Annotated in this window: 25 protein-coding genes and 1 pseudogene; 21 read left to right on the top strand and 5 right to left on the bottom strand. The window is 42.7% G+C overall.

What is annotated here, in order from left to right:
- Window positions 1-183: 183 nt before the first annotated feature.
- The 5 genes from yihA to D9K81_RS13365 form a co-directional block, all read right to left on the bottom strand.
- Window positions 184-1,080: a ribosome biogenesis GTP-binding protein YihA/YsxC gene (gene yihA / locus D9K81_RS13345; protein ID WP_120373548.1), complete on the bottom strand. Its 897-nt coding sequence runs from the start codon at window positions 1,078-1,080 to the stop codon at window positions 184-186.
- 85 nt (window positions 1,081-1,165) lie between these two features.
- Window positions 1,166-1,609, bottom strand: coding sequence for an RrF2 family transcriptional regulator (locus D9K81_RS13350; protein ID WP_120373547.1), 444 nt, complete (start codon window positions 1,607-1,609; stop codon window positions 1,166-1,168).
- Window positions 1,610-1,708: 99 nt separating this feature from the next.
- A complete protein-coding gene (locus D9K81_RS13355) occupies window positions 1,709-2,467 on the bottom strand; it encodes a globin domain-containing protein (RefSeq protein WP_120373546.1) in 759 nt (252 codons plus the stop codon).
- A 150-nt stretch (window positions 2,468-2,617) separates the two neighbouring features.
- Complete coding sequence (locus D9K81_RS13360; protein ID WP_120373545.1) at window positions 2,618-4,201, bottom strand: helicase HerA-like domain-containing protein; 1,584 nt, start codon at window positions 4,199-4,201, stop codon at window positions 2,618-2,620.
- A gap of 18 nt (window positions 4,202-4,219) precedes the next feature.
- Window positions 4,220-5,422 (bottom strand): PLP-dependent transferase, encoded by a 1,203-nt coding sequence (locus tag D9K81_RS13365; RefSeq protein ID WP_120373761.1) that lies wholly within the window; start codon window positions 5,420-5,422, stop codon window positions 4,220-4,222.
- A 163-nt stretch (window positions 5,423-5,585) separates the two neighbouring features.
- On the opposite strand from D9K81_RS13365, the gene D9K81_RS13370 reads away from it, so the two are divergent.
- The 21 genes and pseudogenes from D9K81_RS13370 to rpmD all read left to right on the top strand — a co-directional run bounded on the left by D9K81_RS13370 (window position 5,586) and on the right by rpmD (window position 15,289).
- The gene (locus D9K81_RS13370) at window positions 5,586-6,350 is read left to right on the top strand and encodes a type 1 glutamine amidotransferase (RefSeq protein ID WP_120373544.1); all 765 of its coding nucleotides are present in this window, start codon (window positions 5,586-5,588) and stop codon (window positions 6,348-6,350) included.
- A 240-nt stretch (window positions 6,351-6,590) separates the two neighbouring features.
- Window positions 6,591-6,902 (top strand): 30S ribosomal protein S10, encoded by a 312-nt coding sequence (gene rpsJ, locus D9K81_RS13375; protein ID WP_004725677.1) that lies wholly within the window; start codon window positions 6,591-6,593, stop codon window positions 6,900-6,902.
- A 65-nt stretch (window positions 6,903-6,967) separates the two neighbouring features.
- A complete protein-coding gene (gene rplC, locus D9K81_RS13380) occupies window positions 6,968-7,606 on the top strand; it encodes a 50S ribosomal protein L3 (RefSeq protein WP_106984030.1) in 639 nt (212 codons plus the stop codon).
- 11 nt (window positions 7,607-7,617) lie between these two features.
- Window positions 7,618-8,220, top strand: coding sequence for a 50S ribosomal protein L4 (gene rplD / locus D9K81_RS13385; RefSeq protein ID WP_120373543.1), 603 nt, complete (start codon window positions 7,618-7,620; stop codon window positions 8,218-8,220).
- A complete protein-coding gene (gene rplW, locus D9K81_RS13390) occupies window positions 8,217-8,537 on the top strand; it encodes a 50S ribosomal protein L23 (protein WP_106984032.1) in 321 nt (106 codons plus the stop codon). Before rplD ends, rplW begins: the two co-directional genes overlap by 4 nt.
- 11 nt (window positions 8,538-8,548) lie before the next feature.
- The gene (gene rplB, locus D9K81_RS13395) at window positions 8,549-9,373 is read left to right on the top strand and encodes a 50S ribosomal protein L2 (RefSeq protein WP_120373542.1); all 825 of its coding nucleotides are present in this window, start codon (window positions 8,549-8,551) and stop codon (window positions 9,371-9,373) included.
- A 19-nt stretch (window positions 9,374-9,392) separates the two neighbouring features.
- Window positions 9,393-9,668 (top strand): 30S ribosomal protein S19, encoded by a 276-nt coding sequence (rpsS, locus tag D9K81_RS13400; RefSeq protein WP_004281508.1) that lies wholly within the window; start codon window positions 9,393-9,395, stop codon window positions 9,666-9,668.
- A gap of 11 nt (window positions 9,669-9,679) precedes the next feature.
- On the top strand, window positions 9,680-10,009 hold the full coding sequence (gene rplV / locus D9K81_RS13405) for a 50S ribosomal protein L22 (protein WP_106984033.1): 330 nt from the start codon (window positions 9,680-9,682) through the stop codon (window positions 10,007-10,009).
- Between the two features lies 1 nt (window position 10,010).
- Window positions 10,011-10,788: pseudogene (rpsC, locus tag D9K81_RS13410) on the top strand (30S ribosomal protein S3).
- Window positions 10,767-11,180, top strand: a complete 414-nt coding sequence (gene rplP / locus D9K81_RS13415) for a 50S ribosomal protein L16 (RefSeq protein WP_106984035.1) — start codon at window positions 10,767-10,769, stop codon at window positions 11,178-11,180. Before rpsC ends, rplP begins: the two are co-directional and overlap by 22 nt.
- Window positions 11,180-11,377 (top strand): 50S ribosomal protein L29, encoded by a 198-nt coding sequence (gene rpmC, locus D9K81_RS13420; protein WP_005012982.1) that lies wholly within the window; start codon window positions 11,180-11,182, stop codon window positions 11,375-11,377. The genes rplP and rpmC overlap by 1 nt, the downstream gene beginning before the upstream one ends.
- A complete protein-coding gene (rpsQ, locus tag D9K81_RS13425; protein ID WP_120373541.1) occupies window positions 11,374-11,631 on the top strand; it encodes a 30S ribosomal protein S17 in 258 nt (85 codons plus the stop codon). The genes rpmC and rpsQ overlap by 4 nt, the downstream gene beginning before the upstream one ends.
- A gap of 91 nt (window positions 11,632-11,722) precedes the next feature.
- Window positions 11,723-12,091 carry a 50S ribosomal protein L14 gene (gene rplN / locus D9K81_RS13430; RefSeq protein WP_106984037.1) on the top strand — a complete coding sequence of 123 codons (369 nt, stop codon included), beginning with the start codon at window positions 11,723-11,725 and terminating at the stop codon, window positions 12,089-12,091.
- A 9-nt stretch (window positions 12,092-12,100) separates the two neighbouring features.
- A complete protein-coding gene (gene rplX / locus D9K81_RS13435) occupies window positions 12,101-12,418 on the top strand; it encodes a 50S ribosomal protein L24 (protein WP_120373540.1) in 318 nt (105 codons plus the stop codon).
- A gap of 16 nt (window positions 12,419-12,434) precedes the next feature.
- Window positions 12,435-12,971, top strand: a complete 537-nt coding sequence (rplE, locus tag D9K81_RS13440; protein ID WP_120373539.1) for a 50S ribosomal protein L5 — start codon at window positions 12,435-12,437, stop codon at window positions 12,969-12,971.
- A 9-nt stretch (window positions 12,972-12,980) separates the two neighbouring features.
- Window positions 12,981-13,286, top strand: coding sequence for a 30S ribosomal protein S14 (gene rpsN, locus D9K81_RS13445; RefSeq protein ID WP_120373538.1), 306 nt, complete (start codon window positions 12,981-12,983; stop codon window positions 13,284-13,286).
- 12 nt (window positions 13,287-13,298) lie between these two features.
- Window positions 13,299-13,694: a 30S ribosomal protein S8 gene (gene rpsH, locus D9K81_RS13450; RefSeq protein ID WP_120373537.1), complete on the top strand. Its 396-nt coding sequence runs from the start codon at window positions 13,299-13,301 to the stop codon at window positions 13,692-13,694.
- Window positions 13,695-13,707: 13 nt separating this feature from the next.
- The gene (gene rplF, locus D9K81_RS13455; RefSeq protein ID WP_120373536.1) at window positions 13,708-14,241 is read left to right on the top strand and encodes a 50S ribosomal protein L6; all 534 of its coding nucleotides are present in this window, start codon (window positions 13,708-13,710) and stop codon (window positions 14,239-14,241) included.
- Between the two features lie 14 nt (window positions 14,242-14,255).
- Window positions 14,256-14,606 carry a 50S ribosomal protein L18 gene (gene rplR / locus D9K81_RS13460; RefSeq protein WP_106984042.1) on the top strand — a complete coding sequence of 117 codons (351 nt, stop codon included), beginning with the start codon at window positions 14,256-14,258 and terminating at the stop codon, window positions 14,604-14,606.
- 2 nt (window positions 14,607-14,608) lie between these two features.
- A complete protein-coding gene (gene rpsE, locus D9K81_RS13465; RefSeq protein ID WP_004786901.1) occupies window positions 14,609-15,106 on the top strand; it encodes a 30S ribosomal protein S5 in 498 nt (165 codons plus the stop codon).
- Between the two features lie 6 nt (window positions 15,107-15,112).
- Window positions 15,113-15,289 (top strand): 50S ribosomal protein L30, encoded by a 177-nt coding sequence (gene rpmD, locus D9K81_RS13470; RefSeq protein ID WP_004809788.1) that lies wholly within the window; start codon window positions 15,113-15,115, stop codon window positions 15,287-15,289.
- Window position 15,290: the final 1 nt, after the last annotated feature.

A 15,290-nucleotide genomic window follows, 5' to 3' on the forward strand; every position in this document is an offset into this window, starting at 1 on the left:
CTGACTATCCTTATTGTAATGCGCGACTTTTTTGGATGCGCTAATTTATTTACATTGTTCATGCAGTCAGTATGAAAAAAATGTCCCGTATTGTGATTATCAATACGGGACATTTCGTTATCAAATAGAGTTGTTTATTGTTAGACAATGTATCTCATAAACAACCTGATTTGAGAGTTCAGATTATTTTTCAGGTGTTTGAGCTTCGTTGCCTGAAATTGATGGTTCTTCTGTAATCTCATCAACATCTAAAGCTTCAAACGCTGACTCATCGAAATCATCTTCGAGTTCATCATCTGAACCTTCTACAAACTCGTCAGCTTCAGCATCAGGAATACTTGCCAAGTCAAATTCAGCGGCTTGCTCAAGGGTAAAGTTCAAACGACCGCCCATAATACTTGCCAACTCTTCCAAACCTTGTTTGTTTAAAGATGAGAAAGTTTGAATTGAAAACTGCAACTTCATTTTTTTCAGTTGTGCTTTCACTTCTTGCAAGGCTTTTGATGCTGGACCACGGTTAAGTTTGTCTGATTTGGTTAGAAGTACATGCACAAACAGTTTACGCGAATAAGCCCATTCCAACATCATCACGTCAAAATGCTGTAATGGATGGCGGATGTCCATCAACAAAACAAGACCTTGCAAACTTTCACGGTGAATGAGGTAGTTCTCTAACTCTTTTTGCCACACAATTTTCATGGCTTCTGGAACGGCAGCATAGCCATAACCAGGCAAATCGACTAAGCGTTGATCTGGATTACCTAAGCTGAAAAAGTTGATCATTTGCGTACGGCCAGGGCGTTTAGAAGCACGCGCCAGCTGTTTTTGGTTGGTTAGTGCATTAATCGCACTTGATTTACCTGCATTTGAGCGACCGGCAAAGGCAATTTCATAGCCTGTGTCTTCTACACATAAGTTCAGCTTGGGTGCACTCATTAAGAATTCAGCTTTACGCAACCAGTTTAATGCGCGTACAGAGTACTCAGTAATGGCAGGATCAACTTTTTTCTCATAGCTGATCTTTTGCTTAGGTGCGTTGGCTGTCTTACTGTTTCTAGACTTTCCTCTGTGCTGATGCATAACTCAACTTCAATAACGGGTACAAACAACCATTATAAAGGAAGTCCGGTGAGCAAGCGAATATTCCCCGCGGAAAGTATGGATTTTAAAGATTGATCAGCTGAATTGGCGATTGTGTAGTGAAATTGGCTGGGCCACTGCGTTGCAAAATATCTTGCAAGCTATATTGATTTAAACTGTCATAAAACTGCTCTAATGCTTGGTCTAAAATGCCTTTTAAACCACAGCCAGCACGCAGTACACAGGGTGGGGTGTTGCATTCGACAATTGGGCTACCGCCTTGCAAGGTGCGAACAATTTCACCCAGACGCATGTGTAGGGCACTCGGATTTAAACGAATGCCACCACCTTTACCTCGAGTGGTAATAATCCAATCTTGTTTTCCCATAAAGTGCACGATTTTCACTAAATGGTTTTGTGAAACATGCAGATCTTGAGCAATTTCCGCAATGGTATACGGTAGCTCACGTGGGCGTGAGACATACATGAGTATACGCAAGGCATAATCGGTAAATTTGTTCAGCTGCATAAGTTAAAAGGATCCTAAATTGTGGATTATCTTAACGTGAAAGCTCCCCGAAGGGAACTTTCTCAGCATGTTTGAATGAGTTGCTAACTTTTTAGATGCTTATAGTGGTGCAGTCAGTTGAACTGTATCGCCTGCATTTACATGGTGAATGAGAATATTTGCAACTGAAAATTCGCTGTGGTTTTCTTCAGGTTGTACTTCAAATACAAACTGATTGTTTTGCTGTGCCTGACTAAATTTAAACTGTTGTGGTTGTTGCAATTCTTGGTTAGGTACTTGTACTTTTACAGAAATAAATTGTCCCGCATTTGCTGAAACAACATCTTGCTGGTCTTTTGGAGTGAGGGTAAAGATTTTACCAGTTTCTGTATTTTCAATCGCATCGACAGTAAACGCACGCCAGCCAGCCCAACCACCATTTTGTGTAGCAAGCGTTTCATATTTGGCTTTTTCAGCACCAATTAGAATATCGGCCAATTGCAAGTACGCTTCTTTCCATGCGGCGATCAAATCAGAATCCATGGGTACATCAAGCACTTCACTGATCGAATGCAATAGGTTGTCACCCACAATTGCATATTGCTCAGGCTGAATGTCTAAGCTCACATGTTTAGTCGAAATGTGTTCAATTGCTTTGGCTAAAACACTTGGGTTTTCAATATGCTCTGCATAAGCTAATACTGCAGCTGCCAAGGCGCGAGGCTGGCGACCTGTACTTTGATGATCGAGATTGAATACATTTTTAAGTTCAGGATGGTTCTTGAGCATGCGCTGGTAAAAGTAGCTGGTCAGTGCCACACCATTTTCACGCAGTACAGGCACAGTAGATTTAACTAATTCAATATGTTGTGGAGTCATGGCTGAACTTCTTTTGATCTGGTGTTTAAGATGTATTTAAAATACATATTTAAAGATATATTTGCAATACATCTTTAAATAAAAACCATAAAAAAATTATGGGATATAAAAATATCCCATAATTTAATCATTTTTGATTGGTGCTTTAGATTACTTTTTACCGAAGAGGGAACCCAGTAAACCACGGACAATTTTTTGTCCAGTAGTGCCGCCAAGACTACGCGCTGCACTTTTTGCAAAGGTGCCGAATGTATCTTGAATGAGTTTTTCGCGTTGTTTGCTTGCACGCTCAGCTTCTTTTTGCTGTTCTTTGGCGAGGCGTTCTTGTTCGCGCGCTTGTTGTTTTTCCAGTGTAGCTTGTTCCTTGGCTTGTTGCTTTTCTAAAGCCTCTTGTTCCTTGGCTTGTAATTTATCTTGCTCTGCTTGTACGGCTTGTTGTTGGCGTTCATTGACTTTCTGTTGCAACATTTCAAAAGCACTTTCACGGTCAACGCTCTGTTCATAAATCCCCGCAACAATGCTTTGAGCCATCAGTGCTTTACGTTCATCAGTGCTGATCGGATCAAAGGCAGAATGTGGTGGCATAATCCAGCCACGCTCAACTATTTGTGGTGTTCCTTGTTCGTCCAGACAGCTAATCAGTGCTTCACCGACGGCAAGCTCAGTAATGGCCTGATCTACTTTAAATTCAGGGTTAGGGCGGAAGGTATCGGCTGCAGTTTTAACTGCTTTTTGATCTTTGGGGGTAAATGCACGTAGCGCATGCTGTACTCGGTTACCGAGCTGTCCCAATACACTTTCGGGCAAATCGAGAGGGTTTTGTGTCACAAAATAAATGCCGACACCTTTAGATCGAATCAGGCGCACGACTTGCTCAATCTTCTGTTGTAATGCGGGGCTGGCATTATCAAATAATAAATGTGCTTCATCGAAGAAGAAGACCAATTTAGGCTTATCCATATCACCAACTTCGGGGAGTTGTTCAAACAGTTCTGACAGCATCCAAAGTAAAAAGGTTGCATATAGCTTAGGGGTATTCATCAGTTTGTCAGCGGCCAGCAGGTTGATATTACCTCGGCCTTGTGCGTCGGTTTGAATAAAATCCATGATATTGAGGGCAGGCTCGCCGAAGAACTGATCTGCACCTTGGTCGGCTAGTGCCAGCAAGTTGCGTTGTATAGCGCCTAGGCTTGCAGGAGAAAGATTGCCATATTCAGCTTTAAATTCTGTTGCATGTTCACTCACATAATTGAGTAGGGCTTTGAGATCTTTAAAATCAATCAGCAACAAACCCTGATCATCTGCAATTCGAAATACGGCAGAAAGCACGCCTTCTTGCGTATCATTCAAATTCAGCATTTGAGCTAACAGCAGTGGCCCAATTTCAGAAATAGTTGCGCGAATAGCATGGCCTTGCACGGCAAACAGATCCCAAAATACCACGGGGGAAGCACTGAATTCGATCTGCTCAATGTTTAAAGTTTGCAAGCGTGCATCAAATTTGGGATTGGCGGTGCCAGCCTTTGCAAGACTGGAAACATCGCCTTTGGCATCGGCCAAAAATACGGGCACGCCTAAGTGTGAAAAACTTTCAGCCATTACCTTTAAAGTCACTGTTTTACCAGTACCTGTTGCACCAGCAATTAAGCCGTGACGGTTGGCAAATTCCGAGAGCAAGATGATCTCTTGTTGTGTATCTGAGGTTTTTTTTGCAATAACAATTGGTGTGCCCATAGTTCAGCCTTAATCTAATTATTCATGTAATTGTTGGTTCATTTGTTTTAAAGCATTTTCTATATCTTGAATTAAATCTTGAGGATGTTCTAGTCCTATACAGAAACGGACCAGCAAACCTTGTTGTAAATGTGTATGTTCTAACGTACGCATCTCTTTTAAATTATAAAGCATGACTAAACTGACTGGGCCACCCCAGCTAAAGCCTAACTTAAACAGCTGTAATGCATCGCAAAAACGACGGATTGCCTGCATGTCATATTCGGGTTTAAAAATAACACTGACTAATCCAGCACTATGGCCTTGTTTACAAATATCTTTCCAATACTCGTGTCCCGCAGAATCGGGGTCAGCAGGATGGAGTACTTGTGCAAATTCAGTTTGTTGCTTCAGCCAATCCAAAAGCGTTAAAGCACTATGCGCTTGATGTTCATAACGTAACTGCATCGATGCTAGGCTACGTTGTACTTGTGCCACATCATCACCAGAAATAGAAATCCCTTGAATGGCGTGCATACGAAATAGCTTGTGATGTAACTTTTGATCACGGGTCACGACAGACCCCATTAAGATATCAGCACCACCACTTGGGTATTTAGTGAGTGCGTGTACAGTCATATCAACACTTAAATGTTCATCACCAAAATCAAAGGCATTAAAAGCAAGTCCTGCGCCCCAAGTATTATCTAGGGCAGTTAATATATTTTGAGCTTTGGCTTTCTTTACTAAGCCAATGAGGTCTGGAAATTCTAAAGTGACTGAACCAGTTGCCTCCAACCAAATAAGCTTGGCTTTAGTGCTTGGATTAAAGCTTGAAACATCCAAAGCATTGTAGACTTTTACACTAATTCCATAGCGTGACTCTAAGTTTCGCAAGTGCTCCATATTTGGGCCGTAGATATTATCGGCCACCCAGACTTCATCGCCCTGACTTAAAAAACAAGAATTGACTAAATTAATCGCCGACAAGCCACTAGGCGCAAGTAAGCTATATATACCGCCTTCAATTTGTGCAATGTTATCGCCTAGTATGAAAGTAGTAGGGGTTCCATGTGTGCCATAACTGTAGTCGTAGGCATCTGTCCAATGGCGATTAAATAGGGCATCCGTGTTGTTAAAAATAATTGTAGATGCACGAAATAAGGGAGGTTGAACAGTTTCTATATATTGAGGGGCGCGTCTTGGTGCATGAATGAGAGTGGTTTGAGGCTTATTTTTCACAGCGAAGCTCATTAATTAGTTGAATCTTGCATTCGAGCTTAAGGGATTCATCCCAAATACACCACAATGTGTATAAATTGTTTAAGCCAAATGCAAAGCAGGAAAGTTGGCTTCATTTTTGCAAAACCACTTCTTATAAGAGAGAAAAGATATAGGAAAGTGAATGAAGCCACAGTTAAAAGTCCATTATTTTCAGCATATTGCTGGTGAAGGGTTCGGAAGTTGTTATGAATACTTAAAAAGCCTGAATGCAAAAATTTCGGCAACAGAGTTTTTTGCATTACCTGTAGATTTGGCTTTAGATATTGAAGCATTGCCCCATATTGATGATGTTGATTTACTCATCATTATGGGAGGTTCCATGAGTGTAAATGATGAAGCCAATTTCCCATGGTTAAAGATAGAAAAGCGCTGGTTAAGGCGTTACTTGGCACAAGGAAAGCCTGTTATAGGTTTATGTTTGGGTGGGCAGTTAATTGCCAATGCTTTAGGTGCGGCAGTCAGTAAAAGTCCACATCAAGAGCGCGGTTGGTTACCAGTACGTAAAACAAAACATGTTCCAGCGCATTGTTTTCATTTACCCGAAGAGTTTCAAGTCATGCAATGGCATGCAGAAAGTTTTGAAATTCCTAAAGGTGCGATCCATTTGGCAGAAAATGATGGGTGTCGTAATCAAATGTATCAGATTGGGCAAAATGTATTGGGCTTTCAATTTCATCCTGAAATTACGCCACATGCCTTAAATTTGTTCTTAGAAACAGATGATATAGATGACCAATATACTGGTAAATATATTCAACCGGAAAAGGCGCTAAAATTGAGCAATAAGAATAAATTTATTCAGGGAAATCAAATATTAAACCAAGCAATAGAGTATGTATTACAAAGAAGTAGCGAAGTAGTGTATGCCAAATGTAATAAAGCATGAATAAATTGAAAAACATGATAAAAAAGCGATTTTAGATTTGCTTATGCATTAAACAATAGCTATAATGGGCGACCCTTCGATGAAGGGGGTTGGCTACGAATAAAGTAGTTAACATCGTGACAGTCGCGGCATCGATCGTGACCTTAGTGATAATTCACTGCTCTTGACACTTGCCTTTATTTAGTGGGGTGAGATGCGTCAAGAGTGATTCTTTATATTTTTGGCTTGGAGTTAACTGGTATGTCTAACCAGAGAATTCGTATCCGTCTTAAGTCTTTTGATCACCGTTTAATTGATCAATCATCTCAAGAAATCGTAGAAACAGCAAAACGTACTGGCGCACAAGTTTGCGGTCCAATTCCAATGCCTACACGCATTGAACGTTTTAACGTTTTAACATCACCACACGTAAACAAAGATGCACGTGACCAGTACGAAATCCGTACTTATAAGCGTTTGATCGACATCGTTCAACCTACAGACAAAACTGTAGATGCATTGATGAAGTTAGATCTTGCAGCTGGTGTTGATGTTCAGATCGCTTTGGGTTAAGGCTTTCGGGTTAATTAACGAATTATAAGAAGTTAATTAAGCCGCTTTTTTAGAGGTTAATGCACATGGCTATTGGTTTAGTCGGTCGCAAGTGCGGTATGACACGTATCTTTACAGATGCTGGTGTTTCTGTGCCTGTAACAGTGATTGAGGTTGATCCTAACCGTATCACTCAAATCAAAACGCTTGAAACTGATGGTTATCAAGCGATTCAAATCACTACTGGTGAACGTCGCGAATCTCGCGTAACTAACGCTCAGAAAGGTCACTTCGCTAAAGCGGGTGTTGCTGCTGGTCGTCTAGTTCAAGAATTCCGCGCTACAGAAGCTGATCTTGAAGGTCGTGAAGTTGGTGGTACTCTAACTGTTGACTTGTTCACAGTTGGTCAAATCGTTGACGTAACTGGTACATCTAAAGGTAAAGGTTTCCAAGGTGGCGTTAAGCGTTGGAACTTCCGTACTCAAGATGCTACTCACGGTAACTCAGTTTCTCACCGTGTTTTAGGTTCTACTGGTCAAAACCAGACTCCTGGTCGCGTATTCAAAGGCAAAAAAATGGCTGGCCATTTAGGTGCTGAACGCGTAACTACACAGGGTCTTGAGATCGTTGCAATTGACGCGGAACGTTCAGTTCTTGTTGTTAAAGGCGCGATTCCTGGTGCTACTGGTGGTGACGTTACTGTTCGTCCTACGATCAAGGCCTGAGGGGAAATATTGTGAATTTAAATACTGTTTCCGGCTCTGCTGTTGAGTTATCTGAAGTTGCTTTTGGTCGTGACTTTAACGAAGCTCTTGTTCACCAAGTAGTTACAGCTTATTTAGCTGGTGGTCGTCAAGGCTCTAAAGCTCAGAAATCTCGTGCAGACGTTTCTGGCGGTGGTAAAAAACCATTCCGTCAAAAAGGTACTGGCCGCGCTCGTGCTGGTTCTATTCGTAGCCCAATCTGGGTTGGCGGTGGTAAAACTTTTGCTGCTCGTCCACAAGACTGGTCTCAAAAAGTAAACCGTAAAATGTATCGCGGTGCTATGCAATGCATCCTAGCTGAACTTGTTCGTCAAGATCGCTTGGTATTGGTTGAAGAGTTTGCTGTTGCTGCTCCAAAAACTAAAGAATTGCTTGCAAAACTTAACGACTTAAATGCAACTCGCGCATTGATCGTTACAGAAGCTGTAGATGAGAATCTATACCTTGCTGCGCGCAACCTTCCACACGTGGATGTTGTTGATGCTACTGCAATCGATCCTGTTAGCTTGATCGCGTTCGATAAAGTTGTTATGTCTGTAGCTGCTGCTAAGAAAATTGAGGTAGAACTCGGATGAACAACGAACGTTTATATCAAGTCCTACAAGGACCTGTATTCTCAGAAAAAGCACAAGTTTTAGGTGAAACTGCTGGTGTTCAAGTTTTTAAAGTTGCATTAAATGCAAACAAACTTGAAATCAAAAAAGCAGTTGAGCAACTGTTTGGTGTTCAAGTTGTTAAAGTTAACACAACGATCACTAAAGGTAAGACAAAACGCTTTGGTAAAACATTAGGACGTCGTTCTGATGTTAAAAAAGCATACGTCACCCTGAAAGCTGGCCAAGATGTTGAAATGGCTGACTTGGGCGATACCGCTGAAAACGCAGCGGAATAAGGACGAAAATTATGCCGATTCAAAAATGTAAGCCAACGTCTCCAGGACGTCGCTTTGTAGAGAAAGTGGTTCATAATCACCTTCACAAAGGCGCACCGTACTCTCCGTTGGTAGAAGCTAAAAAACGTACTGGTGGTCGTAACAATAACGGTCACATTACGACTCGTCACGTTGGTGGTGGTCATAAACAGCACTATCGTATCGTTGACTTCAAACGTAACAAAGACAGCATTCCAGCTGTAGTTGAGCGTATTGAATACGATCCTAACCGTACAGCTCATATTGCTTTATTGAAATATGCTGACGGTGAACGTCGCTATATTATTGCACCTAAAGGCCTTCGCGCTGGTGATCAAGTACAATCTGGTAACGATGCTCCAATTCGTCCAGGTAACTGCTTGCCACTTCGCAACATGCCAATCGGTTCTACACTTCACAACATCGAGCTTAAAATCGGTAAAGGCGCACAATTAGTACGTTCTGCTGGTACTTCTGCTCAGTTGTTAGGTCGTGACGGTTCTTACGCAATCATTCGTCTACGTTCAGGCGAAATGCGTAAAGTACACGTTGAGTGCCGCGCAGTTCTTGGTGAAGTTTCTAACCAAGAAAGCAACCTTCGTTCATTGGGTAAAGCTGGTGCATCGCGCTGGCGTGGTGTTCGTCCTACCGTTCGTGGTATGGCGATGAACCCAGTAGACCATCCACACGGTGGTGGTGAAGGGCGTAACAAAGGTATTCAACCTGTAAGCCCATGGGGTCAAAAAGCTAAAGGGTACAAAACACGTACCAACAAGCGTACGACTAAGATGATCATTCGCGACCGTCGCGTTAAGTAACAAGTAAAGGAATCTGACAATGCCTCGTTCTCTGAAAAAAGGCCCATTCGTCGATGCGCACTTGTTCGCTAAGGTTGAAGCGGCTATCGCGGCTAATAACCGTAAGCCGATCAAAACTTGGTCGCGTCGTTCGATGATCTTACCGGATTTTGTTGGTCTAACAATTTCTGTACACAATGGCCGTAATCATGTTCCAGTAATCGTATCTGAACACATGGTTGGTCATAAACTAGGTGAATTCGCGCCAACTCGTACCTATCGTGGTCACGGTGTTGACAAGAAGTCTAAACGTTAATAGGTGCTATGATGGAAGTAACTGCTAAATTACGCGGTGCCGCTATCTCGGCACAAAAAGCACGTTTGGTTGCGGATCTTGTGCGCGGTAAATCTGTTGCACATGCGCTTAACATTTTAACTTTCAGCAATAAAAAAGCTGCAGTTTTAGTTAAGAAAGCATTAGAGTCTGCGATTGCAAACGCTGAACACAATAACAGTTTAGATGTAGACGATCTTAAAGTTTCTACGATCTACGTTGATGAAGGCATGAGCCTTAAACGTATTTTGCCACGTGCTAAAGGCCGTGCAGATCGTATTACTAAGCGTACTTGTCACATCACCGTTAAGGTAGGGGTTTGATATGGGTCAGAAGGTTCATCCAATCGGTATCCGCCTAGGTGTTGTGAAACGTCATAACGCTAACTGGTATGCGAGTCCGAAACAATACGCTGAATACTTGCTTAAAGATTTGCAAGTTCGTGAGTTTTTAACTAAAAAACTTAAGAATGCAATGATCAGCAATATTCTTATCGAACGTCCTACAGGCGCTGCTAAAATTACTATTAGCACTGCTCGTCCAGGTATCGTTATCGGTAAAAAAGGCGAAGACATTGAGAAACTACAACGCGAATTAACAGCCATTATGGGTGTTCCTGCGCAAGTTAGCATCAATGAAATCGATCGCCCAGACTTAGACGCTCGTTTAGTTGCTGAAGCAATTGCTTCTCAATTAGAAAAACGTGTGATGTTCCGTCGTGCTATGAAGCGTGCGGTACAAAACTCTATGCGTGCTGGTGCTAAAGGTATCAAAGTTGAAGTATCAGGCCGTCTAGGTGGTGCTGAGATCGCTCGTACAGAATGGTATCGTGAAGGTCGTGTACCTCTACATACTTTACGTGCTGACATCGATTACTCAACTATGCGTGCTGAGACTACTTACGGTACGATCGGTGTTAAAGTTTGGATCTTCCGTGGCGAGATCTTGGGTGGCATGAAACAAGTCATGAACCCAGCTCCTGCAGAAGAGCGTCCAGCTAAACGTGGTCGTGGTCGTGGTGAAGGTCAAGAGCGTCGTGGTCGTCGCAATGATCGTTCTGCTGAAAAAGGAGAATAATCCATGTTACAACCTAAACGTATGAAATTCCGTAAAGTGCAAAAAGGCCGTAACACTGGTCTTGCACATCGCGGTAGCTCAGTATCTTTCGGTACAATCGCACTTAAATCAATTGAACGTGGTCGTATGACTGCACGTCAAATTGAAGCTGCGCGTCGTACAATCAGCCGTCGTATTAAACGTGGTGGTAAGATCTTTATCCGTGTTTTTCCAGACAAACCAATTACTAATAAACCATTAGAAGTTCGTATGGGTAAAGGTAAAGGTTCTGTGGAATACTGGGTTTGCGAAATCAAACCAGGTAAAGTCTTGTACGAAATTGATGGTGTTAGCGACGAGTTAGCGACAGAAGCATTCAAGCTTGCTGCAGCTAAACTTCCGTTTAAAACCACTATCGTGACTCGGACGGTAATGTAATGAAAACTAATGATCTACGTGAAAAGTCGGTAGAAGAGTTGACAGCTTTGCTTGATGAGCAACAGCTTAACCAATTCCGTCTTCGTATGGCAAAAGCAACTGGTCAATTGGGTAAATCGCACGAAGTTGCGCTTACTCGTAAGACAATTGCTCGTATTAAGACCCTCCTTACCGAAAAACAGGGGAACGGACAATGAGTGAACAAACAGTCCGCACGTTAACAGGCAAAGTAGTAAGCGACAAGATGGACAAGTCTATCGTTGTTCTTATCGAACGCCGTGTTCAACACCCGTTGTATGGCAAATCAATCCGCCGTTCAACAAAATTACATGCTCATGATGAAAACAACACAGCTAAAACTGGCGACGTTGTAACCATCAAAGAAAGCCGCCCAGTTTCTAAAACTAAGTCTTGGACTTTAGTTGAAGTTATTGAAGCAGCTGCTGAGTAATTAACGTTCTAGTTGCATCATCGGTCAAATTCGAGTACTCTTTGAGCCTTTCGAATTTGTGACCGGTGATGCTCGGTTTTGGAGTAGGGCAATGATTCAGACCGAAAGTATGCTCGACGTAGCAGACAACAGTGGTGCTCGCCGCGTACAATGTATCAAAGTACTTGGTGGTTCACATCGTCGTTATGCATCTGTTGGCGACATTATTAAAGTTACTGTAAAAGAAGCAATTCCACGTTCACGCGTTAAAAAAGGTGATGTGATGAATGCTGTTGTTGTACGTACAAAGTTCGGCATCCGCCGTGCAGACGGTTCAGTTATTCGTTTTGACGATAACGCAGCTGTTATTTTGAACAACAACAAAGCGCCAATTGCTACTCGTATCTTTGGACCAGTGACACGTGAACTTCGTACTGAGCAGTTCATGAAAATTATTTCACTGGCTCCTGAAGTTCTATAAGAGGCAATCATGGCTAAGATTCAAAAAGGCGATCAAGTAATCGTGATCGCAGGTAAAGAAAAAGGCAAACAGGGTACTGTATTGTCTGTTTCGAATGACCAAGTGAAGGTTGAAGGCCTTAACTTAGTTAAGAAGCACCAAAAGCCAAACCGTGCTACGGGCGCTGAAGGTAGCATCGTAACTCAAGAGGCTTCGCTTCATATTTCTAACGTGGCAATTTTTAATGCTGCAACCCAAAAGGCTGACCGTGTTGGTTACCAAGTAGTTGAAGGCGTGAAAACTCGCGTATTCAAGTCATCTGGTGAATCAGTGGCGGTAGCGAAGTAATAGGTTGATTTAGGCTATGGCCAGACTTAAAACGCGTTACAACGACGAACTAAAAGCTCAGTTACAAGAGCAATTAGCCGTTAAAAATGTGATGGAAATTCCTCGCATTACTAAAATCACGATCAACATGGGTGTTGGCGCAGCTTCTGCTGACAAAAAACTCCTTGATGGTGCTCTTGCAGATATGCAAGCGATTGCTGGTCAAAAACCAGTTCTTACTTTAGCTCGTAAATCTATCGCTGGTTTCAAAATCCGTGATGGTTGGCCGATTGGTTGTAAAGTTACTTTACGCGGCGAGCAAATGTACGAATTCTTAGACCGTTTGATCTCTATCGCGATCCCACGTATCCGTGACTTCCGTGGTTTCTCTGCGAAATCATTTGATGGCCGTGGTAACTACTCAATGGGTCTCAAGGAACAAATCATGTTCCCTGAAATCGATTTTGATAAGATTGATCGTATTCGTGGTATGGATATTACCATCACTACGACTGCTCGCACCGATGACGAAGGCCGTGCGCTTATGCGTGCATTCGGCTTCCCGTTCAAATAAGAGGTCGATATGGCTAAGAAAGGTATGATTAATCGCGAATTGAAACGCGAAGCTACTGTTGCTAAATACGCTGCAAAACGTGCTGAATTAAAAGCAATTATTGCAAACGTAAATGCATCAGACGAAGAACGTTTCGAAGCGATGATGAAATTTCAAGCATTACCACGTAATGCATCTCCAGTACGTCTACGTAACCGCTGTGGTTTAACTGGTCGTCCTCATGGTTACTTCCGTAAGTTCGGTCTAAGCCGTAACAAATTACGTGACACAGTAATGCAAGGTGATGTACCGGGCGTTGTTAAGGCAAGCTGGTAAGGAGCACTATAAATGAGTATGCAAGATACCGTTGCCGACATGCTAACACGTGTTCGTAACGCACAAATGGCTAAGAAACAAACTGTTTCTATGCCTAATTCTAAGTTGAAGGTTGCAATTGCAAACGTACTTCAACAAGAAGGTTACATCTCTAACGTAGAAGTTGCAGACGCTGAAGGCAAAGCAACTTTAACTATTACGTTAAAATATTTCGAAGGCAAACCAGTTATCGAAACTGTGAAACGCGTAAGCCGTCCAGGTCTACGTCAATACCGCGGTAAAGATAGCCTTCCAAGCGTTAAGCAAGGTTTAGGTATTGCAATTGTTTCTACAAGCAAAGGCATCATGACTGATCGCGCTGCACGTGCTGCGGGCATCGGTGGTGAAGTTATTGCTTTTGTTTCTTAATAGGTGATTCCTCATGTCTCGTGTGGCTAAAGCCCCAGTAACTGTACCTAACGGTGTAACAGTTACTCAGAACGGCCGGCAGGTCGAAGTGAAAGGCACTAAGGGTACTTTGTCTTTCAACCTGCATGCGCTGGTCGAGCTTAAACAGGAAGAAGGTAAACTTCAAGTTGCTCCAGTTAAAGAGTCGAAAGACGCTTGGATGCAAGCTGGTACTGCTCGCGCTGTCTTAAATAACCTTGTAAAAGGTGTTAGCGAAGGCTTCGAACGCAAGTTACAATTGATTGGTGTTGGTTATAAAGCTGCGGTTAAAGGTAACGTTGTTAACCTTAACCTTGGTTTTTCACACCCAATTGATTATGCACTTCCTGCAAGTGTGACTGCTGAAACTCCAACTGCAACTGAAATTATCCTTAAATCTGCTGATAAAGCAGCTTTAGGTCAAGTTGCTGCGGAAATCCGTGGCTACCGTCCACCAGAGCCTTATAAAGGTAAAGGTGTTCGTTATTCTGACGAAGTTGTACTTCGTAAAGAAGCTAAGAAGAAATAAGGCGCGAGGTTCTTATGAACGAAAAGAAACAATCCCGTTTGCGTCGTGCGAAAAGCACACGCTTGCACATTCGTGCATTGGGTGCGACTCGCTTGTGTGTAAACCGCACACCGCGTCACATCTATGCTCAAGTTATCTCAGCGGATGGTGGCAAAGTATTAGCTCAAGCTTCTACTTTAGATGCTACTTTACGTGCAGGTACAACTGGCAACGTTGAAGCAGCGAAACAAGTAGGTGCTTTAATCGCAGAACGTGCTAAAGCAGCTGGTGTTACTAAAGTTGCATTTGACCGTTCTGGTTTCAAATATCATGGTCGTATCAAAGCCTTGGCTGATGCTGCTCGTGAAAACGGCTTGGAGTTCTAATCATGGCTAAAGTTGAACAAAACGAAGGTCTTGTTGAAAAGCTGGTTGCCGTTGATCGTGTAGCCAAAGTTGTTAAGGGTGGTCGTATCTTCTCTTTCACAGCATTAACTGTTGTGGGTGATGGTAATGGTCGCGTAGGTTTTGGTCGTGGTAAAGCACGTGAAGTTCCAGCTGCTATTTCTAAAGCACTTGAAGCTGCTCGTCGTAACATGATTACTGTTGACCTTGTTGATGGTACTGTTCAGCATCCGATCAATGCACGCCACGGCGCAAGTCGCGTTTACATGCAGCCTGCTTCTGAAGGTACTGGTGTAATTGCCGGCGGTGCTATGCGCGCAGTTTTAGAAGCTGTTGGCGTACGCAACGTATTGACTAAATGCTACGGTTCTACTAACGCTGCAAACGTGGTTAACGCGACTTTTAATGGTCTGCGTGACATGACTTCTCCAGAGAAGGTTGCTGCGAAACGTGGTCTTACTGTTGAACAAATTCAAGGGTAATCAATCATGAAAACGATTAAAGTTACCCAGACTAAATCTGCATCGCATCGCTTGAAAAATCACAAGCTTAGCCTTAAAGGTTTAGGTCTGCGTCGTATTGGTCATACTGTAGAGGTGTTAGACACACCTTCTAACCGTGGTATGATCAACCAAGTCTACTATATGGTTAGTGTAGAGGAATAAG

The sequence above is a fragment of the Acinetobacter chengduensis genome, assembly GCF_003664645.1.
GTDB classification, from domain to species: domain Bacteria; phylum Pseudomonadota; class Gammaproteobacteria; order Pseudomonadales; family Moraxellaceae; genus Acinetobacter; species Acinetobacter chengduensis.

Excerpts from the sequence above, each read along its gene's own strand:
- yihA (WP_120373548.1), bottom strand. The coding sequence starts at position 1,080 with ATGCATCAGCACAGAGGAAAGTCTAGAAACAGTAAGACAGCCAACGCA.
- D9K81_RS13350 (WP_120373547.1), bottom strand. The coding sequence starts at position 1,609 with ATGCAGCTGAACAAATTTACCGATTATGCCTTGCGTATACTCATGTAT.
- D9K81_RS13355 (WP_120373546.1), bottom strand. The coding sequence starts at position 2,467 with ATGACTCCACAACATATTGAATTAGTTAAATCTACTGTGCCTGTACTG.
- D9K81_RS13360 (WP_120373545.1), bottom strand. The coding sequence starts at position 4,201 with ATGGGCACACCAATTGTTATTGCAAAAAAAACCTCAGATACACAACAA.
- D9K81_RS13370 (WP_120373544.1), top strand. The coding sequence starts at position 5,586 with ATGAAGCCACAGTTAAAAGTCCATTATTTTCAGCATATTGCTGGTGAA.
- rpsJ (WP_004725677.1), top strand. The coding sequence starts at position 6,591 with ATGTCTAACCAGAGAATTCGTATCCGTCTTAAGTCTTTTGATCACCGT.
- rplC (WP_106984030.1), top strand. The coding sequence starts at position 6,968 with ATGGCTATTGGTTTAGTCGGTCGCAAGTGCGGTATGACACGTATCTTT.
- rplW (WP_106984032.1), top strand. The coding sequence starts at position 8,217 with ATGAACAACGAACGTTTATATCAAGTCCTACAAGGACCTGTATTCTCA.
- rplB (WP_120373542.1), top strand. The coding sequence starts at position 8,549 with ATGCCGATTCAAAAATGTAAGCCAACGTCTCCAGGACGTCGCTTTGTA.
- rpsS (WP_004281508.1), top strand. The coding sequence starts at position 9,393 with ATGCCTCGTTCTCTGAAAAAAGGCCCATTCGTCGATGCGCACTTGTTC.
- rplV (WP_106984033.1), top strand. The coding sequence starts at position 9,680 with ATGGAAGTAACTGCTAAATTACGCGGTGCCGCTATCTCGGCACAAAAA.
- rplP (WP_106984035.1), top strand. The coding sequence starts at position 10,767 with ATGTTACAACCTAAACGTATGAAATTCCGTAAAGTGCAAAAAGGCCGT.
- rpmC (WP_005012982.1), top strand. The coding sequence starts at position 11,180 with ATGAAAACTAATGATCTACGTGAAAAGTCGGTAGAAGAGTTGACAGCT.
- rpsQ (WP_120373541.1), top strand. The coding sequence starts at position 11,374 with ATGAGTGAACAAACAGTCCGCACGTTAACAGGCAAAGTAGTAAGCGAC.
- rplN (WP_106984037.1), top strand. The coding sequence starts at position 11,723 with ATGATTCAGACCGAAAGTATGCTCGACGTAGCAGACAACAGTGGTGCT.
- rplX (WP_120373540.1), top strand. The coding sequence starts at position 12,101 with ATGGCTAAGATTCAAAAAGGCGATCAAGTAATCGTGATCGCAGGTAAA.
- rplE (WP_120373539.1), top strand. The coding sequence starts at position 12,435 with ATGGCCAGACTTAAAACGCGTTACAACGACGAACTAAAAGCTCAGTTA.
- rpsN (WP_120373538.1), top strand. The coding sequence starts at position 12,981 with ATGGCTAAGAAAGGTATGATTAATCGCGAATTGAAACGCGAAGCTACT.
- rpsH (WP_120373537.1), top strand. The coding sequence starts at position 13,299 with ATGAGTATGCAAGATACCGTTGCCGACATGCTAACACGTGTTCGTAAC.
- rplF (WP_120373536.1), top strand. The coding sequence starts at position 13,708 with ATGTCTCGTGTGGCTAAAGCCCCAGTAACTGTACCTAACGGTGTAACA.
- rplR (WP_106984042.1), top strand. The coding sequence starts at position 14,256 with ATGAACGAAAAGAAACAATCCCGTTTGCGTCGTGCGAAAAGCACACGC.
- rpsE (WP_004786901.1), top strand. The coding sequence starts at position 14,609 with ATGGCTAAAGTTGAACAAAACGAAGGTCTTGTTGAAAAGCTGGTTGCC.
- rpmD (WP_004809788.1), top strand. The coding sequence starts at position 15,113 with ATGAAAACGATTAAAGTTACCCAGACTAAATCTGCATCGCATCGCTTG.